The sequence below is a fragment of the Hymenobacter tibetensis genome (assembly GCF_022827545.1).
Classification (GTDB): domain Bacteria; phylum Bacteroidota; class Bacteroidia; order Cytophagales; family Hymenobacteraceae; genus Hymenobacter; species Hymenobacter tibetensis.
Genome location: NZ_CP094669.1, coordinates 2,528,698 through 2,554,347, shown reverse-complemented (window position 1 = coordinate 2,554,347; position 25,650 = coordinate 2,528,698). Strand labels below are relative to the sequence as shown.

Below are 25,650 nucleotides of genomic sequence, written 5' to 3'. Positions count from 1 at the left end.
ATGATGGGTGTTTTTGAAAGTGGAATGGTAGAGACGAGCGAAGAGCAGCGCAGTGGCAGCCACAGAACCAGCCACTGCGTAGTGGCTCCTGTTGCTTGCTGCCTGTCAGGCTCTTACAAGAATACCTGCGTTTGCAGCGTGATTTCCGGACGGTATTTCACGTTGTTGATCAGCGCCCCATTCGGCACAGGCGCTTGGTCGCTGAAGTCGGGACGGGCGCGGTAGTTCAGGGTGACTTTGGCATTGTGCCCATCGAGCAGCACATTCACACCGGCATCGTACACGTTCACGCCGGCTCTCTCGCCATTGCTTTTGCGCAAGCCCTCGTAGCTACTGTGCAGATACGCCACGTAGGGCTGCAGCCGTACTTTCGGGCCCAGCGTGTTCTGTGGTAGCAGAAACCCGGCATTTATATACTGCGCGTTGCCCGTGCCCGACTGTGGCACCGCGTTGCCGCGTAGGGCCGCTGCACCATAGCCAGGGTTCTCCCCGCCCACGTAGCGCACGTAGTTCGGCCCGAAATCGTACCTATAATAGACGCCATAGAAAGTCAATGCCGTCCGCGAAGCTGTATCTAAGGGCACATCGTAAAACACATCGGCCCCAAAGAGCTTAATATCGTGCTTGCTGGTGGGCACGGCCGTGAAGAGGTCGGTAGTACTACCAGCCGCCGGAGTCAGGCTAGATAGCGTCCGGGCGTCACTAGTGGGCCGCGAGTACATGCCATCATTGTTGTACATGAAGCCGGTTCCCAAACTTAGTACTCGTTTGGTACCTAGGTAAGTACCCTGATAATATGGCAATAAATTAGCCTCTGGCTCTAAGAAGTTGTAATTGAAATACCCTTGATACACATGGCCGGTATTCTGCGGGTTGTACTGTGCAATATTGGTACCCGTGTTCACGCCATCTACTGTGGTACCCAAACCCAGCGGGTTGCCAGTTTGGACGCCCCCCGCCACATAGTTCGCATTGGTTGGCAGGTTGGTCAGAAACGGGTCGCTCACCGACAAGCGGTAGTCGAACTTGCCGATGCGACCCTTGGCAAACACGCCGAGGTAGCGGGCAAATTGGTCGAGGGCGTCGATAGTAGGGAAGTTGGTGAGCGGAAAGTCCATGGCCAGCATGCTGGTGGTGCTGGCGCTGCTCAGGCGTGAAATACCGTTGTAGTAGTGCAGGCCCGCTCCCAAATTGAGGTACTTGTTGACCTTGTACTCTGTTACGGCTTCATGAATGAAGATCTGCGGCTTCTTGCCGTCAGTAGCGGCATTCAAGCCCCCACTCACGTTATTTTGGTTGTTGATACCCAAGTGGGTATACACTAAGAAGCGTGGGTTAAGCTGCGCCAGAATCACCATGCGTGAGCGGCGAATCCCGAAATCCACCTGGCTGTCTTTGGGCTTGTTGGGCGCGCGCAGGGTACCGGTGTTGTTCTCGTTGTAGCGCGTGTAAATCTGTGACCAAAGCAAGAAACGCAAGTACTTGGACCCGTCGGGTGAGAGGTTGACTTTCATCCCCGGTCCGTAGGGCACTGGTTTGGCCGCAGTAGGTGTGGCGGGGGGCGGCGCTGGCGCAGCGGGCGGGGGCGCCTCACCGGTGGGGGGTGTTATTACCTGAGCCGAAGCTCCGGCAGTAGTCAGCAGCGCACTAAGTGCCAGCGCGTAACGGGCGTTTTGCATAGAGGATGGTGGAAGTGGTACGGTGGGAATCGGAGGAGCTCTGTCAGGGAAGAGCGGCAACTCCTATCCTCCCCTTTCAGCTCAACCAAATAGCAAAACCTTCCGCCACATGTCACGCCCCTGCTATACTTCTGTTAACCTCTATAGCTGCTACCCTTGCCGAAACCGTTCCCACCGGATCATCATGTATTTGTCGCCCAACTCAGTCACCACTAGCCCGGCTCCTTTCAGGTTGTTTGTATTCTGGAAATACTCCGTCAACTCTTTCTGGTTGAGTATTTTATACGTTGGATGATATTCTGTCTGGCGGGGAGCTTTCATGCCGTACTTTTTCACCCAGTTCATCACGCTCACGTGGCTAACCCCCAGCAACCGCTCAATCTCACGGTAGCTTACGCCTTCCACGTATAGCTGTAGTGCTTTGATGACGTAATAGGAATTAATCTCCTTGCCTGCCTTGGCTACCGAGAAGTGATACCCACAATTCTTGCACTTATAGCGTTGTCTGCCGCCTACCACTCCACTTTTGGTAGCTTCCTTGGATTCGCACTTTGGGCATGTAAGTTGTGACATAGCGAGGTAAGTGAGGACTTACACTAAGACTATAGGTAATTAGTAAATATATACTAAGTTAGCAAACATATAGACTTATTTCAACAATGAAGTTACTTCTGATGAAGAAGCCATGGGGTACGAAAAGACTATTGCGCCGACTTGAAAAGGAAAGTCTCTATATCAAGCAGTTGAATACCAACGCACTACTCCGAACGCAGTATACATACCGTAAGCTCGGACTTGGTCCTTGGCATACCCCTTTCGTTGTTGTTCCTGTTGCCGTGCGGCAGCAGGCCCTGCATATGTTACTGGCTACGTTCAGGCAATGGCATCAGGCGCTGATAGCGCAGCCCAAAAAGTTCTACCTAGCAATTTGGCTGTTTGAAAGGGACTTCGCGCACTCCTCACAAGTAGTGGCTGCCGTAGGAAAGAGGATCAAGCGGTACCCGCATCTAGTTACAGCATGCGACTTGGCTTTCCTATTGCCAGCTAAGTACCGGGAGTTGCCGGGAGCCGATCAACTGGAATGGCAGGCTTGCTATTGGAGTGACTGGTTCGAGCCAGAAGATTATCCTGCTGGCTGGCCAGCATGGATGCTACGTCGCCCGCACCACACCTACACCAACGACACAGGCCGAGAATTCTTCGTGGTCCAGACGGATCGAGTTTGGGTGGGGACGCTGCCGGCCCACGCTATTCCTCTCTCGTAGTAAAATCTAGGTCGTAGAGGATGTTCACTCGGAAGCCGTTATTGATTTCAAACACGGGCCGTCCACTGGCGGGGTCCGGCTCGGCGTGTTGCGTTACTTGGTTGAGGTAGTTGAGTTCGACCTTGGCTTTGCTGCTGAACTGGTAGCCCAGGCCACCAGAAATCCGGTTTTGGTTGAACACGTTGTTGCCCACATTGCGCCCGAAGCTGATAAACAACTCGTCGAAGGCATTGAGGTACCATTCCCCGTCGTCGATGGTGGGGCCTTGCAGCGGGAAGCTCCCCGCCAGTTGGTACCGGATTCGGTGCTGATACTCCCAGTCTTGCACGTTGCCGGTGCCTTCAGCGGCTCGTTGGCCCAGCCAGCGTTGTTCTAGGCGCAGGCGTTGCGAGAGTTGCAGGCGCCCTACTTCATCTGCCAGCGTTACGTCCTGATAGAGCCGCTGCTCGGGCTGGGGCTTGCCCACTACGGTAGGATAGCGGCCGTATTCGTGCGTTTGAAAGTAGGTGTACCCTCCGCTTACCGTCACCCGGTCCGTGAGCTTGTGCCCTACTCCTAGCCGTGCTAGGTGCTGCTGCTGCGTGCCTAGAAGCTTCACCCGCCGCAGCTGATATTCAGTATGGATTGTCCACCTCTTACTGACTTGGTGGTCGCCGGAGTACACCGTCCAGCCCAGGGCATTATGGTCAAGCAAGCGCGGCAGGGCTTGCCCAAATCCGGTGGCAGTTAGCAAATAAAGCCCAATTACGAGCGGCAATTTTATCATGAACTCGGGGAAGGAAGCGGCAGCAAATGATGCGCGCTTGGCTTCCCATACGCCACTCCGGACCTGTAGTTGGGCTTTCGTCTTACTTCAGGGATGGAGCAACACCGCCAACACAGCATCCACCGACAGTCCCAACCGGCGCATATCCAGCCGGTCGAGCGTATCAGTGGGCTCATGGTAGTGCTGATTACGGTAGAAGGCGGTGTCGGTGAGGAGCACTGCCGAGTAGTTGAACTGCCAATAGTTGAGGTGGTCGGAGAAGTCGATACCAGGCAGCCAGGCAGGTGCCTTGAACCGTTTTACGGGCAGTGCGGCCGCTGCCCGGTAGCGCCGAGCAAACTGCCGGCCGAAGCGCCCGTTGCCAAATTTCTGCGCGACGGTCACGTAGTTTCCCCGGCTACCAAAAATCAGCTTTAATGGGCTGAACGGATAGCGCTGGCTGCCTTTCCGGTCATCGTAATAGCCCAGCATTTCCAGCGCTATCATGCCTCGTACGGGCACTCCCGCCGCATGCAATGATTGGGCGTGAACGTAGCTACCCATGTGCGGAGTCCGAAAAAAAGGAGGCTCTTCCAACGTGTATGCCACCAAATCAATTCGGTAAGGCAGGCTTGGCTGCTGGCCTAACAGGCGGGCCAGCTCCAACAAAGCAGCTACGCCACTCCCGTTATCGTCGGTGCCGGGCTGCTCGCCGCATACATCATAATGCGCCCCAATAATGAGGCGGGGGCCGGCTTCGGGGCCGAAACTCCCAATCAGGTTGCGGTACAGTTGGCCTTTTACCTCATATGGCTGCTCAGCGGTACGTGCACCAGCCGCTTGCAATTGTTGCAAGATGTACTCGCCGGCCTGGTTGAGGCTGGCTGGGTGCAGGTAGTTACGGGGTTGCGGGGTGCCAACAAGCGTGAGCAAGTGACGGCGCAAACGCACGGTATCAGCACTAGAGGCAGACGGTTGCGCACACGCCCCAACAGCAGCCAACACGACAAGAACCAGAGAACAATAGAAACGCCAATACATAGAATAACGGTCATACAGAAAGCCACAAGATAGTGCGGTTCGCCGCTTCTACTAGCGCCTTTTGCTTTCTTGCTGCCTACTATAGGTAGCATGCGTAACTAACCACTTAGAGCACTAGGCCTCTCCCCTGCAATCTGCCACACGTTACGTACCAAGGCGTTAACCACTGCATGGGCACTCCAGAATTGTAGCCTTGCTCTCTTTCACGCATTACTGCCGAGATATTAGCTACTTTACGGGTATTTGTTGCCCGCCGCCTCCCCTACATCCCTCTTCCTGCCTTGCTTCTTTTAGAGGCAGAAGCTCCAGTGTAAAGACAGCTAAATAGCTTGTTTCCTATTCTTACCTTTCGGTATGATTTCACGATTACTTTTCTGGCTTCTGCTTGTACTGCCGGTTGTACGAGCGGTAGGCCAGAGCCCACAAACAGCAGCCTTAGAGCAGGAGTTAGCCCGGACCACCACCGACACCAGCCGGGTGCTGCTGTTAGCCAACCTGAGCGCAACCTACCGCTACTCCCATTTCGATTCGGTGCAGAAGTACGCCCAGCAGGGCTTGCGGCTTGCTCGGCGCATCGGCTACCACAAGGGCGAAGGCCGGTGCCTTTCACGGTTGGCCATCTTGTATTCCGAGCGTGGTAACCTACCCGAAGCGTTACGCCTGAATCTGCAGGCCCTACAGCTCAACCAGCAAAGCAACGACCTTGAAGGCAAGTCCCGCACCTTCAACCAAACAGGGCTGCTGTACTTTGCCCTCGACGATTTTCGACCTTCGCTGCACTATTATTTTCAAGCCCGCGCCATGTATCAGCAGGCCCGTGTCAATGATCCTTCGCAGCTAGCCAGCATTCTAACCAACATGGGTGCCAGCTACGAAGGGCTGGGCTTACTCGACTCGGCGTCCTACTACTTGCACCAGGCGTACGCGCTTGCTCGCACCCCACCTGCTGCAGGGTGGAGCTGCTGGGGCAACCCCCGGCCCTACATTCTGCGTGAAATAGGGCTGCTGCAAGCAGCGCGGGGTATGATGAACTCGGCTGTGCAGCATTATCACTTGAGTGCTCGGGCGGCGCTGCCTGAAAACGACTTACGATGCCGCTGCCGCGCTTTTCAGTACATGGCCGAGCTCTACTTCCGTCGGCACCAAGCTGATTCCAGCATTTTCTATGCCCGAAAATCATTGGCGGTGGGCCAGACGCTGCCTTTCATAGTGGGGGTGCTGCGCACCAGCACCCTACTGGCTGATGCCTTTCGGGCCCGCGGCCAAGACGATAGCACCTTGAAATACATGAGCATCATGCTCACCGCGCAGGATAGCTTGCACAATCCGCAGCGCATCAAACAGCTTGATGCCATTGGTTTCCAGGAGCAGCAGCGCTTGCAGCAACTGGAAGCCGAAAATGCTCAGTTCACGGCCACAGTCCGTACGTACGTGCTATGGGTAGGCCTGGGCATTCTTCTTCTGATAGCTCTATTCTTGTGGCGCCACAACTGGCATCAACAGCGGGCCAACCAGCGCCTACAGCAGTTAAATCAGCAGATCGGTCAGCAGAAAGAAGAACTAACCAAACAACGAGACACGCTGGCTAGTATCGTCCAGCAACTGCGCACCACTCAGAGCCAGTTGGTACTGCGCGAGAAAATGGCTTCGTTAGGCGAATTGATGGCGGGTGTAGCGCACGAGCTCAAAAACCCGATGAGCAGCGTGAAAAACTTTGCGGCTATCAGCGTGGGGCTGTGTCAGGAATTGCGCGAAGAGTTAGCTAAAGTACCACTGCCCATTGATGATCAGCAGATTATCGATGATATGTTCCAGAACCTAAGCCAGTACCAGTCCAAGATTGTGCTGCACAGCAAGCAGGCAGAGGGCTTTGTGAGCAGCATGCTCGACTACTCCAGCACGGGTCCGGCTCAGCGCCAGGCCACCAACCTCAACGTGCTGGCCAACGAATACATGCGCCTCACCTACCACGACTTACGCATCAAAAACCGCCACTTCAACGCCGCCCTGTTTTCGCACCCCGACGAAACGCTCCCTGAAGTGTCGGTGGTTCGGCAAGAGTTGGGCCGGGTGTTGGTTAGCTTGTTCACTACTGCTTTCCACGGTGTGCATCAGCGCCAGCGCCAAGCCACTGATGAAGAATACGTACCCCAGATTACGCTTAGCACCCATCACCGTGGGGACCACGCCGAAATCAGGGTGCGCGACAATGGCCCTGGCATAGCCGAAGAAGGTATTGCCGACATCTTTCAGCGCTTTTTCACCACCAAACCCGACGGCGAAGGGCTTGGCCTTGGGTTATGGGTTAGCTATGATATCATCACGCGCAGCCACGGCGGCACACTGGAAGTCACCAGCCAGCCCGGCGAATACACCGAATTTATCATCACCTTACCCCTGCAAGGCAAGCCTCCTGTTCCCGCTGCCTGGACTAACTGATTTCCTCCTCAACTCTACGTCCAAACCAGTACCTGCTTTGCACTCAGAACTCCTCGGCCATCGAGCTATAGCTATCCATGCTGGCACGGCTTGCACAAGTATTGGCCAGACGGCGGTACGCCACCGTCCGGATTCGTAAGCAGCGTATTGCCTGCCGTTTCTGTTCCGTTTCACAACTAGTACCAGCTAGTAGCTTCTATGTCTTTTCGCACGATTACGCCAGGTACGTTACCGGGGCCGGAATGGCACCAATTTCTGCTAAGTGCCGTGGCACCCCGCCCCGTAGCGTTTGTAAGCACCGTTTCAGCGGCAGGTGAAGTGAATTTGAGCCCCTACTCGTTTTTCAACGTGTTCAGTTCCAATCCGCCCACGTTGATCTTCTCCCCCGCCAACCGCGTACGCGACAACACGCGGAAGCACACCCTCTTCAATGTGCGCGAGGTGGCTGAATGCGTGGTCAACATCTGCGACTATGCACTAGTCGAGCAAATGTCGTTGGCCAGCACCGAGTATGAGCGGGGGGTGAATGAATTTGTAAAAGCTGGCTTAACTGAACTGGCCTCCGACAAAGTGCGGCCGCCACGGGTGGCCGAGGCACCGGTTTCGCTAGAGTGCGTGGTCGAGCAGATTATTGCCATTGGCGACTCCAACGGCGGTGGCAACCTCGTGATTTGCCGGGTGGTACAGGCTCACTTCCGCGAGAGTATCCTGTTGGATTCCGGCCCCGGCATCGACCCGCATAAGTTCGACGCCGTGGCCCGCCTCGCCGGCGACTGGTACAGCCGCGTAACTCCGGAAAGCCTGTTCACGGTGCCTAAACCCAACCGCAACCAAGGCATCGGCATCGACCAACTACCCGAGCACATTCGCACATCGGATATCCTCACGGGCAATAACCTGGGCCGCCTAGGCAACATCGAACAGCAAGCCATACCCACGCCCGAGCAGGTGCAGGAGTTCAAGCAAAACCCGCTGGTTAGCGCCTTACTACAACAATACTTCGGCAACCCCACCGAGCAGCGGCAGCAACTTATGCAGCTTGGCAAGAAAATTTTGGAGGAAGGAAAGTTGCTGGAGGCGTGGAAGGTGTTTCTGCTCGCAAAGACTTAAATTCCCTCATGAACACTACTCCGCACACTAGGCAACACAAGCTACATTTCATGTAGCGTTGTTGACGGGCCTGCGCATCCCGCTGTGTAAGCTATGCCGTTATATAGGGTGCAGATATAAAATCATCCAGCCCTATGGTAGCAGTTGCATCCTGTATATGATAGTAAGGAACGCCCCCAATATAATTAGCCCAGCCTGAAAATGTACTTGGTGGACCAATTAGATAATCGCATTTTGACATCAAATATTGATCAGCTAAAGCAGAATTATTCGACATAGATACACAGCTTAACTGGCCCTTATAAAGTTCGATATCTAATTCTGGATCGTTACTAAACAGCAGAAATCTGTGAGGACGATTATGTGCAGATAAAATATCACGAAGCTGCAATAAGAAACGCAGATAAACTTCATCAGAAAAAAAGAATCGCCCATTTTCGTGGTCCTTATAATCACCTCTACGAATATGAACACCCACAACTACTTCACGTGGGTCTGCTTTTTTAAGATAAGTACTATCTAAGTATTGCTGGTCTACATTAGGCATAAAAAGCCATTTGTAAAACTCTTGGTACTTAGCAACCGTTTCGATACTTCTGAAAAACCAGCCATCACAAGACACTAGCTTATGCTTTAAGATAGTATCTTGATAATGGACATTCTGTCTTATATCTCGGAACTCAATATATTTAGTAAGTTTTAATTTATTTGCTATTTGTGGTAATTTTATATCCATGCATAAATCTATCATATGGCCACTAATAGACTTCTTTAAATTCGGATAATCACTAGTTAAATCATGCACAAATTTATTATAAAAATAGATTCCATTATTTCTACAGAACGAATCTAAATGAACATGTTGGAAAAGATTATTACTCCTCTGCCCATATGAGTTCAGCAAAATCAACATTACAAAACGTTTGTATAAGTAATTTCAATAGGAATGTTTTATCACTTTTATATTCCAGCTCGTCTCTCTCCGGAAATCAGCGCGCTGTATTAATCGAGCTGTATTAATTCCGTACGGCAATCATTAAGCTCAACTCCTTGTAGCGCATGTTGAAGCGCTTAGCAATAGTAGCGTTGGTGAGGGAGCCTTTGTACACGTATACGCCCGAGCGGAAATGCTCATTGGTGAACAACACCTCATTGATGCCGCCGTGCTGGCTGATTTCTTGCAGGATCGGGGTGAAAATGTTGCTTAACGCATTGGTTGCAGTGCGAGGCACGCGGCTGGCAATGTTGGGCACGCAATAATGAATAACGTCGTATTTGCGGAAGACCGGCTTGTTGTGCGTGGTCATCTCGCTGGTTTCGAAGCAGCCGCCTTGGTCAATGCTTACATCGATAATGACCGAACCGGGCGCCATGTTGGCCACCATGCTCTCGGGTACCATGAACGGCACGCGGCCTTCTTCGGCATTAAGGGCCCCAATCACTACGTCGGCGCGACGAATTTGCTGGCTAAGGGCAAAGGTGTCGAGGGTGCTGGTGTAGAGTTGGGTGCCAAGGTTCTGCTTGAGGCGGCGCAGCTTGTAGATGTGGTTGTCGAAGACCTTCACTTCGGCGCCCAGACCGGTGGCGGCCCGAGCCGCGTATTCGGCTACCGTACCGGCGCCCAAAATCACAACCTGCGACGGAGGGACACCAGTAATACCGCCCAAAATGATGCCTTTTCCTTCGTTGGAGCGGGCCAAATATTCCGCCGCAATCAGCATGACGGTGGAACCCGCAATTTCGCTCATGGCCCGTACGACCGGCCGCGCGCCGGAGGGGTCTTTGATCAACTCAAAGCTGATAGCATTCACCTTTTTTCGGGTGAGGGCCATGACGTATTCCGCCGTGAGCGTACCAAACTGCAACGCCGAAATTAGCGTCTGGTTAGCTTTTAAAAATTCGATTTCGTCTTGGGTAGGCGGGGCCACTTTCAGGATGAGGTCGGCTTCGTAGACCTCCTTCTGGGAGTAGGCAATGGTAGCCCCCGCTTCTGAATAGTCGTGGTCGGAGTATTTGCTAGGTTCCCCCGCACCGCTCTCCATCACTACTTCGTGGCCTTCCTCAATAAGATGCTTGACTGCCTCCGGCGTGAGGCAGATGCGGTTTTCCTGAAGCGAGGTCTCGCGCGGCAGCCCAATAAACAGCTTCCGCTTCCGTGTGTCCACGGCCAGCATTGATTCCTGGGTGAAATAAGCGCGGCTCGCAGCCAGAGACTCAAATCCGGGGGGTACTGCTTCGGGCATTTTATCGGTTAAAAATTGAGAATTAAAAATTAAAAATTGGGGGTATCATCCATCACAACCTCTGACTACAGCGCCGCACAGACAATTCGTAATTTCTAATTCGTAATCTTTAATTCTCTCGACTCATCGCCAGTGACGGTGAGTTGAATAAGGAGACGATTTGAGGGCAACAGCGGCTCGATACGGCTGGGCCACTCTATCAGGCAAAGATAGCCAGAATCAAAGTACTCCAACGCGCCAATGTCCTCGGCTTCGCGCGGATTGTTGAGGCGGTAGAAGTCGAAGTGATAGATGGGCTTGTTGTGAGCGTCGCGGTACTCGTTGACAAGGGCAAAAGTAGGACTGCTGACTTCCTCTTGCACGCCCAGTTCTTCGCACAAGGCTTTGATGAACGTTGTCTTGCCCGCGCCCATCTCGCCTTCAAAGCAAACGATAGAATACCCCCGGATGGCTTTGGCCACTTGCGCTGCAACAGCGGGTAATGCCCCTAGGCCAGGTACAGCAAATTCGAGCAACGGAGCAGACATGATACAGTGGGTGTTGAAGGCGCAAGTTTACGCAATGCCCGTTTCTTATGAGGGCACTCAGGCTGATTTGCTTGATAACTCCTACCCCACTTAGTAGTTGAAACAAGAACCGAAGCCCCGCACTTTCCTGTTGCTGTGCATACCAGGCTCTATATTTGGCCGACCAAAACACCTTTACTCATGCAAGTCTCGCGAATGGCAGGGAGCCTGATCGGCTCCGAAATCATCAAAATAGGCAACGAAGTAAACGACATGATTCGCAAGGGAGAGCAGATTTGCAACCTCACCATCGGCGACTTTGACCCAGCTTTTTACCCAATTCCGGCGGAACTACAGGCCGAAATCACCGACGCCTACCAGGCGGGCAACACCAATTATCCGCCCGCCAACGGCATGGCGGCACTGCGCGAAGCAGCTACCACGTTTACCAAACAGCGGTTGGGGCTGGAATATGCGCCCAACGATGTGCTAGTTGCTGGTGGCTCGCGGCCGCTTATATATGCCACGTACCTCGCCCTCATCGACCCCGGCGACCGAGTGGTGTTTCCGGTACCCAGTTGGAACAACAACCACTACTGCCATCTTTCCGGCGCCGAGCCAGTGATGGTAGAAACCCGGCCCGAAAACAACTTCATGCCCACGGCTGCCGAACTAGCTCCGCACTTGCCGGGTGCCACACTCCTAGCGTTGTGCTCCCCGCTCAACCCCACGGGCACGGTATTTTCGCGCGAGAACTTGCTGGAGATCTGCGACTTGGTAGTAGCTGAAAATCAGCGCCGCCAGCCCGGCGAGAAGCCGCTGTACCTGCTTTACGACCAGATTTACTGGATGCTGACCTTTGGTGATACCCAGCATTTCGACCCTGTTAACCTACGCCCTGAGCTACGCGACTACGTCGTCTATATCGATGGTATTTCGAAGTGCTTGGCTGCCACCGGGGTACGGGTAGGGTATGCATTTGGGCCAGCTGTGGTAATCGACAAAATGAAGTCCATTCTGGGCCATGTTGGGGCCTGGGCCCCGAAAGCAGAGCAGGTAGCCACTGCCAAATACCTGCCCCAAGCTGCGGCTGTCGATGATTTCACCACACAGTTCAAAGCCAAGCTTCAGCGCAGCCTTGATACCCTGCATGAAGGCTTGCAGGAGTTGAAAAGCCAGGGCCTGCCCGTTGATTCGATGGTGCCGATGGGAGCCATCTACCTGACTGCTCGGTTGGATGTATTAGGCAAAACTACCCCGGCCGGGCAGGTACTGGCAACCACCAAGGACCTGACTTTTTACCTCATCAACGAGGCCCGGTTGGCCCTGGTGCCATTCAGTGCCTTTGGTACTTCCGATACGTCGCCTTGGTTCCGGATGTCGGTTGGGGGAGCATCGTTTGAGTCTATTGAGGCTGCTTTACCACGGCTTCGGACGGCGTTGGAAGCCCTTCGTTAAGTCTCTGCTCCTTGTTCACGACAAGCCTCATCTAGTAGCTGGGTGGGGCTTGTTTTTCAAGAAAGCGGAAAAGAAGAATATAGGCCTAAAAGCCGCTTTTTTTGCGTTTCTTATCTGTTGCTACACCGTTTCAGTGATAATATGGCTATCTTTCCTCCACTTTTTCGGCTGTGTTGTTATTGATAATAGTACAGCTGAACCAGTACACTGCACTATATCTATTCCCTATTGAAGCACAGAGTTCTAGGTTTTGTGCTCTACCACACGCCCTTTGCACGCTCCGCTTTTCATTCAACGGAAGTGCCCATGCTTTTCGATTTCACTGGCTTGCCAGATAAGTTTTTACGTTTGCTGGTAGTGCTGTTGCTGCCAGTTTTGCCGCTAGCAGCTCAGGTACGTCCCGTGCCGGTAACGGGTGCTGTCTATACTAGCACTGGCACCGCAGTAGAGGGAGCCACCGTAACGCTACATCGGAGCGCGGATTCGGTGGCAGTGAAAACCGAATTCAGCGATGTGGAAGGCCGGTTTCAGTTGGAACCAACTGCGCTAGGCGTCTACCTGATATCGGTGGCGCAGTTGGGCTATACCCGCAGTTGGGCTGGCCCGGTGGATGTTTCTGCTCCAGTAGCGCCCCTGAAGCTTACACTGGCCCCGAGCGCCGTGCAGCTTAAAGAGGTAACCATAACGGCCCAGAAACCACTGTTTGAACGCCTGCCCGACCGCACTGTGGTGAATGTAGAGAGCAGCATTTTGTCGAGTGGCAACTCCGTGCTTAATGTACTCGAACGTGCCCCAGGAGTGGCAGTGGATGCCGGCGAAAATATCAGCTTACGGGGCCGCAAAGGCTTGCTCGTATTGCTTGATGGCAAGCGAGTGCCGCTAACTGGGGGGGAGCTAGCGAATTTGCTGCGCTCTTTACCGGCTGAGCAGGTCCGTAGCATCGAGCTTATTACCAACCCGTCGGCAAAGTATGATGCCCAGGGCACCGCTGGGGTTATTGCCATCAATCTCAAGAAAGACCAGCGCCAAGGCAACAATGGTAACGCTAACCTTAGCTATGGGCGCGGGAAATACGGCAAGCTGAGTTCAGGTGTGTCGTTCAATCATCAGCAGAAGGCACTGAATGTGTATGGCACCTATGCGTATACCAAGCGTAATGGCTTTCAAAATCTAGCCTTCGACCGGACGTATTACCAAGACGAAATAGTTACTTCACGCAGCACTCAATACAACAAACGCCGCCTAGATTTAGAATCGCATACTTGGCGGACGGGCCTTGATTATACGGTCGGTGAAAAGACGTCGGTGGGCGCTGTGCTGAGTGGCTTGGCAAGCCGCCTCCCCGTAGATGGCCAAAACTCATCTGTATTCTATGATGCTCTCGGCCAGGAAACGCTGCAATACACTTCCCGGACGATAAGCGAGCTTCAGACCCCTAATGTGGCTGGCAACCTAACATTCCGCCACACGTTTCGCCCCGATTCCAGCGGCACACCGGAACTGACGGCTGACGCCGATATAGCGCGCTTCGGTACTGACCGTGACTTGTCTTTGGCTACCGCCTTCCTTTCGCCGCAGCTGAGCCCACGCCTGCTCACGGGTGACCAGCAAGGAACACTCACCATTCAATCGGTGAAGGCGGATTATATACGGCCCCTGCCGAACGGTGTGCGGGCCGAGGCTGGCGTTAAAGCCAGTTGGGTGCGCTCCAACAACGACATTATCTTCTTTAATACGATTGACGACATCACCACGCTGGACGTCAACCAGTCGAATGGGTTTCGATATAAGGAAGATATCAAGGCAGCATACGTTAACCTGACGCGGACACGGCCTCGCCTAACAATAGCAGCGGGCTTGCGAGCCGAGCATACGCTGGCTATCGGCCGTCAAACCATCGGCAACGAGAATTTCGACCGCAATTATTTGCAGCTCTTCCCCAACTTAAGCGTGCGGCGTACCATTTCCGAAACTCATGAGATGGGTATTTCGCTGAGCCGCCGCCTGAATCGGCCCACCTACAACCAGTTCAATCCGTTCCGATTCTACGTTGACCCTACCTCCTACCGGGCCGGCAACCCGTATTTGCGGCCACAAACCAGCTACAATACTGAACTGACGCATACATTCCGTAAGCTTACTACGGGCCTCAGCTATGCGTATACCAGCAACCCGATTGTAGACGTGTATCAGCTTGATGCCAACAGCTTGGTACGACTGACGAACGCAAATTTGAGTGCCGAACATTATTACGCCTTCACGCTGGCGGCGCCCCTAACGCTCACCAAATGGTGGCAAGTGTACACTGATGCCGAATTGTTCTACATCTATTTCACTGGCAAATTCGAGGGGGCTACCACGCTGCCAGGCCGGGTAGGTGCCATTTTAAGCGCCAACAACTCGTTCACTATCACCAAGACGTGGTCGGCCGACTTAAACGCTACCTACAATTCCCGAGAGCAGTACGCCTTCCAGATTGTTCGCTCCCGTGGGCAAGTTGGTGTCGGCGTGCAAAAAACTCTGCTGGATGGCCGGGGTACCTTGCGCTTGAATGCCACCGACCTTTTCTACACGGCACCGGTGCGGTCCACTTCCCGCTACGTTCCGCTTGTTGAAAACCAACGCGCCACGCAGGACACCCGCGTCGTTACCGCGTCGTTTGCGTACCGGTTTGGCAGCAGCGAAGTGGCCCCCACTCGCAAACGCACTACGGCTGCAGAAGATGAGAAGCGCCGCGCTGCGGGGCAATAAGGTTGCCCGCTGGCATGGCGGTGAACAAATGGCGTGGTAGTAGTGGCTGCGCAAGTAGCGCTTTTCGCCTCAGCTGCTCTGGCGCCCACCTACCTCTATGGCCAACACCTATTTCCAGTTCAAACAGTTTCGGGTAGAGCAGGCGCAATGCGCCATGAAAGTCAGCACCGACGCCTGCGTGCTGGGCGCACTAGCCAACATAGCAGGTGCGCAACGCATCTTGGATATTGGTACGGGAACCGGCCTGCTGGCTTTGATGGCCGCTCAACGCAATCAGCAAGCACAAATAGAGGCGGTGGAAGTGGACGAAGACGCTGCAACTCAAGCGCAGGCCAACTTCGACGCTAGTCCTTGGGCTAGACGCCTGGTCGTACATCCACAGTCCCTAGCGGCCTTCGCGGCCACCAAGCCGGCTCTTTTCCACCACATCCTCTGCAATCCGCCCTTCTTTCGTTCCTCGTTGCGCCCGCCTGATGCTCGCCGGGCCACCGCCCGCCACACGGCTCCTGATACATTGTCGTTTGCGGAGCTAGCTGGTTTTGCAGCAAACTTTCTCGCCCCTGGCGGACACCTGACCGTGCTGCTGCCCCCGCCCGAAATGCAGCATTTCGAGTTGGAAGCTGCGCGCAGTGGTTTGTATCCGGCTGGTTGCGTGGTGTTACGGCACCGCGCCAACAGCAAGCTGCTACGCCACATTACCACCTTCGGACGGCAGCCAGTGCTTATGCCGCCGCAAGAGCTACTGGTGCGAGAAGGCGACGAGTACTCTCAGGCATTTCAGGCCTTACTAGGCCCATTTTACTTGGCCCTCTAAGAAAGTGTGTGACCTATTCTCTTTTGCTATCTACAGCGCTTTATCAGGCAGGCCATCAACGTGGTATTTACTAGCCTACTTATCGGGCAGCAGCATGCGCACGTGGGCTAGTTTTTCTTGGTAGAAACCATCCAATAAATCGTGCTGCACCTGTCCAAATTCGGCGGCGGTGTAGCGACGGCGCACGGTGTTGTCAGCCAGCACGGTGAGTTCGTCGCACAGTTCGGTAAGTGAGCCCAGCAGATGCGAGGTAAGCAAGATGCCCGTGCCTTGCTCCCGCAACCGCCGCAGAATCTCCATCAACAGCAGGTTGGTGTTTAAATCGAGGCCATTGAAAGGCTCGTCGAGAATTAGGTAGCGAAATGGTTGAATTAACAGTGCCAGCAGTGCCAGCTTCTTTTTCATGCCCGCCGAATATTCCTCGGCGTACTGGTTGAGGGGTAGTTCAAGGAGCTGGTTCCACGGTTCGAAATTCACTAGGGGGCGGCCGCGGGCTTGCAGCGTGAATTCCAGATACTCGCGGCCCGTGAGGCGCGGGTAGAAATATGGCTCGTAAGGCAACAGGCCGGTATTGGGCCGGATAGGCAGTCCTGTGGTTTCGTGCACGGTGCCGCGGTAGTCGGCGTGCAGGCCGTAGAGGCAGTGGAGGAGCGTCGTTTTGCCGGCGCCATTGGCTCCAACAAGGCCGTGCAATGTACCCGGACGTAGGGTGAGGCTGACATCGCGCAGCACTTCCTTGTCGCCAAACCGTTTGTGCAACTGGGATATTTCAATCATTGCGGAAAACAGAAAGTTGCTTGCGGCTTTTCCAAATCAGGCCAAAAAAGACAACGAACAGCAGCGCCGGATAAATAGGATGCCCAAAAAGCAAGTTGGCAACCAGCACTCCGCTCTGGGTTAGGCGCACCAGCAAGGCGTGCGGGTAGAATGCGTACCGCGCCAGCACCATCATGCCCAGCACCACCGCTCCCCAAAGCCACAGCACTGCCGCTCCGCCCCAACCGGCCTGGCTTAGGCCCATAAGCAAAACAAATGGCGCAGCTGTTGCCGAGTAATACAGCACCCCCAATGCCACGCGCCGCCGCAACCACGTCCCTGGCTGCCGCAGTGCGGGCAACAGCATAGTCCACGGCTCGGGCGTGGCATAAAACGACGACAGATACAGCACCCAAACGCCTAGCGCCAGGGCCGGAGCCAGCCCGTATTGTCGCCACCAACCCGCTACTACTACCAGCGTCAGCCACCCCAGCCAGGCTCCGGGCTGCCGGAAGCCACTCCCCCATTCAAACGCCTCACTGCGAAACATACTGCGCCTTTGCTGGGTCGTGGTTTGGGTGCGGGCGGGCGGAACCCAGGCGGCAAGCGGAGCCACGGCAATGGTAAGAAACCCCGCCCCCACTCGCCCAAAACCAAACAATACCAGCGCCGAGGGCAAGCTCCATAGTGCGTATTCAGTGGCAAGCCACGGCCGGAAGCTCGGCGCAGTTACGTGCAAAAAACCGAGGTCGGTGCGGCGGCGGTGCTGGCTCACGAGCATAAGCAACACCAGCAGCGGCACCACCCACTGCGCAGCGGTAGCACTACTAGAGAGTAGCACTAGCCCCCGGCCAACGGCAACCAGTGCCATAGCGCCTAACAGCACGATTCGCCACCACCCCAATTCAACCAGTTGTCGAACCAACACACGCCACCGCAACAGCAAATAAAACTTCATCAAATACATGAAAGCGAGTACACAGGCTGGTTGGGTGGGAAGGCAGCCAAAACGCAGAAACTCGCCTTTTGCTACGCAGACGCTTCCTCTACAAATTCAATATGGTAGTCGGCTGCCAGTTCTGCCAGAATAGGCTCATACAAGTCAGGGTGGGTTGGAATGACAACGCCCCGGTGCGTGAATTCATTGCGAGCCAACAAGCGCACAGCCATACCTAGTGGCAAGCCGACGGTTTTGGCCATGGCCGTATTCGTAGCATCATCGCCAAGCACAACCAACGAAGCAGTGAGGTGGTGTTGCCGACCGTCTAGCTCGAAGCCAAACAGATGCTGCATCACAATCATGTCGTGGTCGTGGGGTTGTAGCTGCCACTTTTCAGTTAGCAGATGCTCTAGCAGTTGTGCTGGCGTAGCATCGGCCACTCCTACTACTCGGTCAGTAAATATGCCCAGCCATTGCAGACGCTGCATCTCGGGCCCCGCGAAATGCAGATTCAGGTAATCGGCGCACTGCATAGCCAGTTCGGTTTCGGTGGCTGCCCGTGGCACTGAAACCGGCAGATAGGCCTCCAGTAGTTCTCGCCACGTTAGGTCGGACGCATTGCCTAGCCGCACCACATCATCTGTTAGACCCAGGCGTACCAAGGCATGCCAAGCAGCACAATAGCCAGGGCGGCGGAGGGTACCGCGCTGCATACTAGGAATGTCGTGGAGGCCATAAGGCTCCCGGTAACTCAGCGAGTTGCGGTTGGCATAGCCCTCGAATGTCCCATAGCTAGGCACTTCCACTGCTGTAGTGCGGGCAAACAGATGCTGATACGGAATAAAGCGCGCCCGCCCGTTCTGTAAGTATTTGGCGGTTCCTTGGCCAGCCAGCACCACGTTGCGCGGATTCCAGGTGAACTTGTAGCGCCACGGATTATCGCCTTCCGAATCTGGCGCCAGCAGCCCTCCGCAGTACGACCGGAACGATGTAAGATGGCCTCCCTGCTTTCGGATGCGTTCAATCACGGCCATAGCCGACATATGATCGAGGCCGGGGTCTAGCCCACACTCCATCAGCAGGGTGATACCTGCCGTCTGTGCCTCTTCGTGTAGGGCTCGTATTTCCTCGCTCACGTAGCTGGCCGTGGCCAAGTGGCGCCGGTGCTTCACGCAAGCCCGCGCCACCACTCCATGAAACAGAGCCGGAAGCATAGAAAGTACAATGTCGGCTTGCTCCACTAGTTCTTCTAGCCGTGCTTCGTCGTGGATGTCCAGTGACAAGGCGTGGGCGTGCTCGGTGTGAGCGGCCAGCACGGGCACCAAATGCGCTGGGTTGACGTCGGCGACGGTGAGAAACCAGTTTTCCGAAGCGGCGTGACGCAACAAGTACTGGATGAGCGAAGTAGCCGAGCGGCCAGCTCCTAGTAACAGCAAACGGGTCATGAAAATCAGTTAGAAGTGAACAGCTGATGCGCCTCCAGCCTGAGCGTACTACTACGGGGCCGTTGTCGGCTGGTATACTGCAAAGCCAGCAATCAGAAGCCAATTCTACTGAAACTTTCTAATCCAGGCGCCTTGGTTGCTTTTTACTGCCCAGCTGTGCGCCATGGCCATGGATAATTGTAGTACATTCACCGCCCCTTACTCAACCGGGGCCGGCCACCGGTACCCGGATTCTTTTTCCGCTTACACAATGGCTCATCCCCTGCGCCTCACCATCGATGTTGAGGTACTTACCGAAGCTGATCTGACACCTACCGAAGCTGTTATTTGGCAAGAAGCCAAGGCCGCTACCGATCATGCGTATGCTCCTTACTCGCACTTCCACGTAGGCGCGGCCTTGCTCCTCGACGACGGCAACACGTTCCGGGGCACCAACCAAGAAAACGCAGCGTACCCATCGGGGCTGTGTGCCGAGCGCACCGCGTTGTTTGGCTTGGCTGCGACCCAGCCAGAGCGGCGTATCTTGGGCATGGCCGTAGCCGCCCGTCCCGCTTCCGGCGACTTTGTAGCCGTAACCAGTTGCGGTGCCTGCCGGCAGGTAATGGCCGAATACGAGCACCGCCAGAAACAGGCCATTCCGTTGCTTCTACCGGGCCCCAACGGCAGCATCTACCGCTTCCGTAGCGTCAGCGACTTACTTCCCTTTGGCTTCTCCGCCGATGACTTGCCTAGAAATATAGAAGCAGTTCGGTAGCACTCTGCTTCGTTCTACGATGCCCTCACTAGACTACCCTAATCAGCCATGCCTGCTCAGGAGCACCACATTGCAGTTACACGCTCTGCCCGCTATTTTCAGCTAGGCGCGTTGTCGGCTGAAACCCGGCAGGTGTGGTTTGTATGCCATGGCTACGGACAACTGGCCGCGTACTTCATTCGGCACTTTGCTACGCTCACCGACGCCGACCCTGGCTTAGTGGTTGTAGCGCCCGAAGGTCTTTCTCGCTTCTACCTGCGCGAGAGTGCCAACGGTCAGGGCCGAGTTGGAGCTACCTGGATGACGCGAGAAGATCGTCTCACGGAAATAGAAGACTATGTCGGCTACCTCAACCAGTTGGCAGAAGCCACTTTGGCGGTGGTATCGGCCAACACGCGCGTTACGGTGCTGGGGTTCTCGCAAGGTGCTGCCACTGTTAGCCGCTGGCTGGCTCGCGCCCGTTTCCGGCCGGCACGTCTCGTTCTGTGGGCCGGCGCCTTCCCACCCGATATGGACTTTCAGGTTGCCACACAACTCATGCGCAATCTACCAGTCACGCTCGTCTGCGGCGACAACGACGAGTTCGTGAAACCAGCCGACCTAGAAGAGCAACGCCAGTTTGTTCGGCGCTTAGGTGTGGAACCCGAGGTTCTACAGTTCGCTGGCAAGCACACGCTACATGCGGATGTGCTCCGGCAGCTACACGCTAGCACGTTCTGAGGTGGGATATCGTGCTCCAGTTATCTATAAAGCCAATCCTGCCCAACAAAAAAGCCCTCCGTGGAGGGCTTTTTTGTTTTCATCTTTTATGGGTTGCCTGAAGAATTATTCCTTGCGGATTACCGTGGCAGCCGCTTGTGCAGCAGGTAAAATCAACACCTCTGCAATATTGACGTGCGGCGGGCGGGTCACCATGAACTGAATCAGGTCCGCTATGTCTTCTGCCCGGAGCGGCGTGAATCCTTGGTACACAGTGGAGGCACGTTCGTTGTCGCCTTTGAAGCGAACCTGCGAAAACTCGGTTTCCACTGCACCTGGGTTCACCTCGGCCACTCGAATATGATGGGGCAACAAGTCCAGGCGCATGCCTTTGGACAGCGCTGCAACAGCTGCTTTTGAAGCGCAATACACGTTGCCATTCGCATACGTTTCGTGTCCGGCTATGGAGCCTATATTCACGATGTAGCCCGTTTTGCGGCGCGTCATGGTAGGCAGCAGAGCCCGGCTTACATATAGCAGGCCTTTCACGTTGCCATCCAGCATGGCATCCCAGTCGGCAGGGTCACCATCTTGAATCGGAGCCAACCCGTGTGCGTTACCGGCGTTGTTTATTAGCACGTCTACGTCAGCAAATTCAGTAGGCAGGCCAGCTATAGCCGTTTCTACCGCTTCTTTGTCGCGTACATCAAACGTGAGGATGTGTACTGGTACGGGCGCTAATTCGTGGGCCAATTCTTCTAGCCGCTCCCGCCGGCGCCCCGTCACGACCAACTGAAAGCCAGCGCGGCTTAGTGCAACAGCCGTAGCCCGGCCAATTCCTGATGAGGCACCCGTGATAAATGCAGTTTGCATGATGTCGACTTCTGGTTCTGGTTGTTGGTGTGGCTACTCATAGGAAGGCCGCCCACGCAGTGGCTTGTCTTACAAACCAATATGCGGGCGGCCTTTCCGTACAAAGTAGTTGCTGTTTACTCGAACGTTAGGTACAGTGTTACGGTGTTGCTGCGTAAGCCTTGCAAACTGTTGCTGTAAATGTTGTTTTCGGCTTGGTACAGGTTCTTTAGCCCGTGCGAAAAGCGCAGTTCAGGCGCGAATTTAAAGAATGGGTAAAACAGGTCTAGGCCTACACCATATTCTATTGCTACATCCGTATTCGCGGTGGTAATCAAGTTTTTCACCTCGTCTTTGCGGCGGTTACCTACGTTCACGCTAGGCTTTACCCCCCCTACCACGTACATCCGCGTATTGCGGCGGCGTTCCGAGTGAAACTTAAGTAGCAATGGGAAGTCAGCCTGGGTCGCGCCTACCTCCTGCGTGATTATTTCAGCAGGAGCGTTGGTATTTGTAGGATCTGGCGTGTAACCAAGCGGCTTGAATTCGAGTTGCCGCGTAATAAAGCTCACGCCCGGCGCAAAACGCAGGTTGAAGTAGTCAGCCAGCCGTACATCTCCCACAAAACCAACTGAGAAGCCGGCACTGCTGAGCGCATTAACCGTTAGCCCTCGGCTGGTATTTAAGTTCTGAATATAGGCCGGTGACTGCTCAACCTGAAAGCGCGTGCTATGAGGCGCAATGTAAAAACCAGGATGAAACCACCTATCGTCGTATCCTGGCAGGTTGTTTACAGTAATAGACTTCACCCGTCCATTTTTGCTGCGGCTAAGGCTAGAACTGCTCTTGCGTTGGGCATGCGTTTCCAGCGAAGAAACCAGAGTAAGTAAGACTAGCAGCGCGAAGCAGCTTATTTGTGCGCGGTGTAAATAGAGCTGATGCCGAACGTGAGGGGTTGCCATGCGGGATTGTTGAAGCCGACTTCCCGGAGAATAGCCAAGAAATCAGGGCCATCGGGGAAGGCCTGCACCGATTCGGGCAGGTAGGTGTATGCAGAATTATCCTTGGAAATCATTTTTCCAAAGACGGGTAATACCCGCTGGAAATAGAAGTTGTACGCCTGTTTAAGGGGGAATGCAGTAGGCTTAGAAAACTCTAAAATTACCAGCTTTCCTCCTGGCCGTAATACCCGACGCATTTCCGTTAAGCCTTTGCTTAAGTTCTCGAAGTTACGCACTCCGAACGAGGCCGTCACGGCGTCGAAGTGGTCGTCGGGATAAGGCAGGTTCTCGGAGTCGCCTTGCTCTAGCTGAATGCGGTGGGTTAGTCCTTTGTCTTGCAGCTTCCGCCGCCCTACAGCCAGCATGCCTTCCGAAATATCCACTCCGGTTACCTGGGCGTCGGCAGAAGCCGCACGCAAGGTTTCGATGGCGAAGTCAGCGGTACCCGTGGCTATGTCCAGAATACGAGCGGGCCGCAATGCCTTTAGCTCGCTTACCGCTTTGCGCCGCCAGTATATGTCGGTACCAGCGCTTAGGAAGTGGTTAAGGAAGTCGTATTTGCCCGCAATGCTGTTGAACATATGCGCGACCTGGGACTTCTTACCAGCGGTGTCATCTTTGTAGGGTACTACAGCCATAGCTCTGGGCGAACAACGAAGATTCGGGGGCAAAATTGCCCAAACATAACGGCTAATCAGTCATTATGTTAAAAAAAAGCGGGCCAGGCATAGTGCCCAGCCCGCTTTTTCGCTTGAATTTTTAGCTTAGTCGTTGTCGGTCTTCACTTTGACTTTCTGACCAGTAGCGTCTTTGGCTTTCGAATCGATGGTACCATCCTTGGTGATGGTCTTGCTCTTTTCGTCGTTAGCACCTTTGGTTTTCACTTTCACTTTGTCGCTATCCTCATCTACTTTGGTTTTCACCTTGGTACCATCAGCAAGCTTTGCCTTGCTTTTGCCAGGCTGTAGCGGCGTAGTGGTGGTAGTGGTAGTGGCAGGAGTGGCTGTGCTGGTGGTTGGCGCAGCACCAGGGTTCAGCACTGGAGCAGCCTCCCCTTCTTTCACAATGGCGCGGAACTCCACGCGACGGTTGAGCTGCATGTTCTCTGGCGAATCGTTGGCAGCAGCCGGACGACGCTCGCCGTAGCTTACGGTCACCATGCGGGTCTCGGCAATGCCCGACTTCTTCAGGTAGTTGTACGCTGCATCAGAGCGATTCTGCCCCAGTACAATATTGTACTCGTCGGTGTTGCGCGAGTCGCAGTGGCCTTCAATGGAGATATTAACACCAGGGCTAGCTTTCAAGATAGCGCTGATGTTGTTTAGCTCCGTGATGGACTCTGGACGCAGCTTGTATTTGTCAGTGTCGAAGTAGATGTTCTTGAACGCTACCTGCGACGTAGTATCAACATAAGGGACGTAGAAGTTCTTCTCTACAACCGTGGAATCGTTGGTCGAGACTGGCACGGCAAATTCTTCCGTGATGATGTTGGTCCCATCCTTCGATACTGCTACCTGATAGGAACGACCCGAAAGTACGCTCACCTGATAGTCGCCGGTGCCGGGCTTGGTGATGTCGCGGTAGCTCAGCGCCGTTTTGTCGGCCTGGGTGCCACTGAACACCAACTCCACACCTGGAATGATGGTGCTGTCGCGCTGCGAAAACACTTTACCCCGGATAGTAGCGTTCTTGATGTAGTTGATGGTGTAGATATCCTTTTCACCGTAGCCACCAATGCGGTACGACGACAAGTAGGCGTAGCTGCCATCTGGGCTCAAACGATAGTAGGTGTCATCGTCGGGCGTATTTACTGGGTAGCCCATGTTCTCGGGACGGCCCCAACGCTTGGCAATTGAGTCGTACTCCGACTTGAAGATGTCGTAGCCACCCATCGTGTTATGACCACGCGACGAGAAGTACAACGTTTTGCCGTCGCGGCTCAAGTACGGGCTGTCGTCGTCGTATTTGGTGTTGATGGCGCTGCCCATTGATTTAGCAGGGCCCCAATCACCACCGGCCTGCCGGTTGGAGAAGTAGATATCGAGCGAACCATCTTCCGAGTATTTACCGGTTGAGAAGTAGATGGTCAGACCGTCTGGCGTGATGTACGCGTCCGATTCGAAGGCCGTGGAGTTAACGTTCTTGTTCAGCTTCTTGGGAGCCGTCCAGTCACCACCAGATTTCTCGGAGTAGAAAATGTCGCCATTCTCGTCTTGGCGATACATGAGTAGCTTGCTATCATTATCGAAAAGTTGAGTGGAAGCATCGTGGCCTTTGCCGTTCAACACCCCGCTCAATGAACGAGGCTTGTCCCAGTTTTCGTCGTCGATGCGCTTGGTTTCGAAGATATCCTCGAAGTACTCGCCGTCGGTAGCAAGGTTGCCGCCTTTCTTATCACCCGTGTTACCGGCGCCGGTCACGTTCTCGCCGCGCGAGGTGAACAACAGCATCTTGTCATCCGAGGAAATAACCGGGCTATGCTCTGCGTAAGGCGTGTTTACAGTCGGGCCCAGGTTCTTCACGAAGATATCCTTGGGGCTGTTGAACTGCACCTTAGCATTCTTTGAGTGCTGAATCAGCTGTGCCAACTCCACTTTCCGAGTGTCTTTCGGCTTCAGCGTAACGTTGTACGCCTGGAAGTGCGTGATGGCCTCGTCGAAGTTGTAGTTCAAGTGGTCAACCCGGCCAAGCCAATACTCTACATCCTTCGACACCTTCGGCTTCAGCTTTTGTGCTTTATAGATATAGTCGCTGGCTTTCTCCTTATCAAACGACATGTATGAAATACCAGCCCGAAACAACGCCAATGGGTTGTTCGGCTCCTTGGCCAACACTTGCTCGTAGAAAGGGATAGATGCCCGGTAGTTCTCTTGTTCGAAGAACTTATTTGCGGTCTTTAGCTGCTTGCGCGTGCTCTGAGCCAGCGCGGGCTGGGCCACGGCCGCGGCAAGAGCGAAAGCGCAAGAGGCTTTCAGTAACCTTCTGACTAAGTTGTCCATTGTAGGAGGGGGTTTGAAGAATAAGGAGTTTCGAGGAGCGTGGGGTTGAAACACGGATGCAAAAACGCACCCAGGGTGGTCTCAGCTGAGTTTCCCCATTATACTGAATACCCGTACTAGGGTTAAGTAAGAAGTTATTTTTTGGTAGAGTAA

22 protein-coding genes are annotated in these 25,650 nt (G+C 54.4%); 8 read left to right on the top strand and 14 right to left on the bottom strand.

Annotated elements, in window-relative coordinates; genetic code table 11:
* Nucleotides 1-113 precede the first annotated feature (113 nt).
* On the bottom strand, nucleotides 114-1,679 hold the full coding sequence (locus MTX78_RS10160) for a hypothetical protein (RefSeq protein WP_243802289.1): 1,566 nt from the start codon (nucleotides 1,677-1,679) through the stop codon (nucleotides 114-116).
* 150 nt (nucleotides 1,680-1,829) lie between these two features.
* The gene (locus MTX78_RS10155) at nucleotides 1,830-2,252 is read right to left on the bottom strand and encodes an IS1/IS1595 family N-terminal zinc-binding domain-containing protein (protein WP_243802287.1); all 423 of its coding nucleotides are present in this window, start codon (nucleotides 2,250-2,252) and stop codon (nucleotides 1,830-1,832) included.
* A gap of 452 nt (nucleotides 2,253-2,704) precedes the next feature.
* Between MTX78_RS10155 and MTX78_RS10150 the strand changes: the two genes are divergently transcribed.
* Nucleotides 2,705-2,944 carry a hypothetical protein gene (locus MTX78_RS10150; RefSeq protein ID WP_243802285.1) on the top strand — a complete coding sequence of 80 codons (240 nt, stop codon included), beginning with the start codon at nucleotides 2,705-2,707 and terminating at the stop codon, nucleotides 2,942-2,944.
* Here MTX78_RS10150 and MTX78_RS10145 read toward each other — a convergent pair.
* Together MTX78_RS10145 and MTX78_RS10140 are read right to left on the bottom strand one after the other, a co-directional pair.
* Nucleotides 2,928-3,710 carry a DUF2490 domain-containing protein gene (locus MTX78_RS10145; protein WP_243802284.1) on the bottom strand — a complete coding sequence of 261 codons (783 nt, stop codon included), beginning with the start codon at nucleotides 3,708-3,710 and terminating at the stop codon, nucleotides 2,928-2,930. The two genes, MTX78_RS10150 and MTX78_RS10145, sit on opposite strands and share 17 nt — an antisense overlap.
* An 87-nt stretch (nucleotides 3,711-3,797) precedes the next feature.
* On the bottom strand, nucleotides 3,798-4,634 hold the full coding sequence (locus MTX78_RS10140; RefSeq protein ID WP_243802282.1) for a M28 family peptidase: 837 nt from the start codon (nucleotides 4,632-4,634) through the stop codon (nucleotides 3,798-3,800).
* Nucleotides 4,635-5,084: 450 nt separating this feature from the next.
* Here MTX78_RS10140 and MTX78_RS10135 point away from each other — a divergent pair, with 450 nt between their 5' ends.
* Both MTX78_RS10135 and MTX78_RS10130 read left to right on the top strand, forming a co-directional pair.
* Nucleotides 5,085-7,169 (top strand): ATP-binding protein, encoded by a 2,085-nt coding sequence (locus tag MTX78_RS10135; RefSeq protein ID WP_243802280.1) that lies wholly within the window; start codon nucleotides 5,085-5,087, stop codon nucleotides 7,167-7,169.
* A gap of 198 nt (nucleotides 7,170-7,367) precedes the next feature.
* On the top strand, nucleotides 7,368-8,279 hold the full coding sequence (locus MTX78_RS10130) for a flavin reductase family protein (protein ID WP_243802278.1): 912 nt from the start codon (nucleotides 7,368-7,370) through the stop codon (nucleotides 8,277-8,279).
* A gap of 91 nt (nucleotides 8,280-8,370) precedes the next feature.
* Here MTX78_RS10130 and MTX78_RS10125 read toward each other — a convergent pair whose 3' ends face one another.
* The 3 genes from MTX78_RS10125 to tsaE form a co-directional block, all read right to left on the bottom strand.
* Nucleotides 8,371-9,084, bottom strand: coding sequence for an alpha-1,2-fucosyltransferase (locus tag MTX78_RS10125; RefSeq protein ID WP_243802276.1), 714 nt, complete (start codon nucleotides 9,082-9,084; stop codon nucleotides 8,371-8,373).
* A gap of 211 nt (nucleotides 9,085-9,295) precedes the next feature.
* Nucleotides 9,296-10,522 carry an alanine dehydrogenase gene (locus MTX78_RS10120; RefSeq protein WP_243802274.1) on the bottom strand — a complete coding sequence of 409 codons (1,227 nt, stop codon included), beginning with the start codon at nucleotides 10,520-10,522 and terminating at the stop codon, nucleotides 9,296-9,298.
* 95 nt (nucleotides 10,523-10,617) lie between these two features.
* Nucleotides 10,618-11,049, bottom strand: coding sequence for a tRNA (adenosine(37)-N6)-threonylcarbamoyltransferase complex ATPase subunit type 1 TsaE (tsaE, locus tag MTX78_RS10115; protein WP_243802272.1), 432 nt, complete (start codon nucleotides 11,047-11,049; stop codon nucleotides 10,618-10,620).
* A gap of 180 nt (nucleotides 11,050-11,229) precedes the next feature.
* Between tsaE and MTX78_RS10110 the strand changes: the two genes are divergently transcribed.
* From MTX78_RS10110 to MTX78_RS10100, 3 genes are all read left to right on the top strand, one after another.
* Nucleotides 11,230-12,486 carry a pyridoxal phosphate-dependent aminotransferase gene (locus MTX78_RS10110; RefSeq protein WP_243802270.1) on the top strand — a complete coding sequence of 419 codons (1,257 nt, stop codon included), beginning with the start codon at nucleotides 11,230-11,232 and terminating at the stop codon, nucleotides 12,484-12,486.
* A gap of 306 nt (nucleotides 12,487-12,792) precedes the next feature.
* Nucleotides 12,793-15,237: an outer membrane beta-barrel protein gene (locus tag MTX78_RS10105; protein ID WP_243802268.1), complete on the top strand. Its 2,445-nt coding sequence runs from the start codon at nucleotides 12,793-12,795 to the stop codon at nucleotides 15,235-15,237.
* Between the two features lie 97 nt (nucleotides 15,238-15,334).
* Nucleotides 15,335-16,051 carry a tRNA1(Val) (adenine(37)-N6)-methyltransferase gene (locus MTX78_RS10100; RefSeq protein WP_243802266.1) on the top strand — a complete coding sequence of 239 codons (717 nt, stop codon included), beginning with the start codon at nucleotides 15,335-15,337 and terminating at the stop codon, nucleotides 16,049-16,051.
* A 75-nt stretch (nucleotides 16,052-16,126) separates the two neighbouring features.
* On the opposite strand, the gene MTX78_RS10095 is transcribed toward MTX78_RS10100, so the two are convergent.
* The 3 genes from MTX78_RS10095 to MTX78_RS10085 form a co-directional block, all read right to left on the bottom strand.
* Nucleotides 16,127-16,828 carry an ATP-binding cassette domain-containing protein gene (locus tag MTX78_RS10095; RefSeq protein WP_243802264.1) on the bottom strand — a complete coding sequence of 234 codons (702 nt, stop codon included), beginning with the start codon at nucleotides 16,826-16,828 and terminating at the stop codon, nucleotides 16,127-16,129.
* The gene (locus MTX78_RS10090; protein ID WP_243802262.1) at nucleotides 16,821-17,765 is read right to left on the bottom strand and encodes a hypothetical protein; all 945 of its coding nucleotides are present in this window, start codon (nucleotides 17,763-17,765) and stop codon (nucleotides 16,821-16,823) included. The genes MTX78_RS10095 and MTX78_RS10090 overlap by 8 nt, the downstream gene beginning before the upstream one ends.
* 71 nt (nucleotides 17,766-17,836) lie before the next feature.
* A complete protein-coding gene (locus MTX78_RS10085; RefSeq protein WP_243802260.1) occupies nucleotides 17,837-19,192 on the bottom strand; it encodes a saccharopine dehydrogenase C-terminal domain-containing protein in 1,356 nt (451 codons plus the stop codon).
* A gap of 250 nt (nucleotides 19,193-19,442) precedes the next feature.
* Between MTX78_RS10085 and cdd the strand changes: the two genes are divergently transcribed.
* Both cdd and MTX78_RS10075 read left to right on the top strand, forming a co-directional pair.
* Nucleotides 19,443-19,946 (top strand): cytidine deaminase, encoded by a 504-nt coding sequence (gene cdd, locus MTX78_RS10080; protein ID WP_243802258.1) that lies wholly within the window; start codon nucleotides 19,443-19,445, stop codon nucleotides 19,944-19,946.
* A gap of 48 nt (nucleotides 19,947-19,994) precedes the next feature.
* Nucleotides 19,995-20,666 carry an alpha/beta hydrolase gene (locus MTX78_RS10075; RefSeq protein ID WP_243802255.1) on the top strand — a complete coding sequence of 224 codons (672 nt, stop codon included), beginning with the start codon at nucleotides 19,995-19,997 and terminating at the stop codon, nucleotides 20,664-20,666.
* Nucleotides 20,667-20,771: 105 nt separating this feature from the next.
* Here MTX78_RS10075 and MTX78_RS10070 read toward each other — a convergent pair whose 3' ends face one another.
* The 4 genes from MTX78_RS10070 to MTX78_RS10055 form a co-directional block, all read right to left on the bottom strand.
* Nucleotides 20,772-21,518, bottom strand: a complete 747-nt coding sequence (locus tag MTX78_RS10070; RefSeq protein WP_243802252.1) for an SDR family NAD(P)-dependent oxidoreductase — start codon at nucleotides 21,516-21,518, stop codon at nucleotides 20,772-20,774.
* Nucleotides 21,519-21,634: 116 nt separating this feature from the next.
* Nucleotides 21,635-22,306 (bottom strand): type IX secretion/gliding motility protein PorT/SprT, encoded by a 672-nt coding sequence (porT, locus tag MTX78_RS10065; RefSeq protein ID WP_243802250.1) that lies wholly within the window; start codon nucleotides 22,304-22,306, stop codon nucleotides 21,635-21,637.
* A 101-nt stretch (nucleotides 22,307-22,407) separates the two neighbouring features.
* Nucleotides 22,408-23,136: a bifunctional demethylmenaquinone methyltransferase/2-methoxy-6-polyprenyl-1,4-benzoquinol methylase UbiE gene (gene ubiE, locus MTX78_RS10060; RefSeq protein WP_243802248.1), complete on the bottom strand. Its 729-nt coding sequence runs from the start codon at nucleotides 23,134-23,136 to the stop codon at nucleotides 22,408-22,410.
* Nucleotides 23,137-23,262: 126 nt separating this feature from the next.
* On the bottom strand, nucleotides 23,263-25,497 hold the full coding sequence (locus MTX78_RS10055) for an OmpA family protein (RefSeq protein WP_243802245.1): 2,235 nt from the start codon (nucleotides 25,495-25,497) through the stop codon (nucleotides 23,263-23,265).
* Nucleotides 25,498-25,650 lie beyond the last annotated feature (153 nt).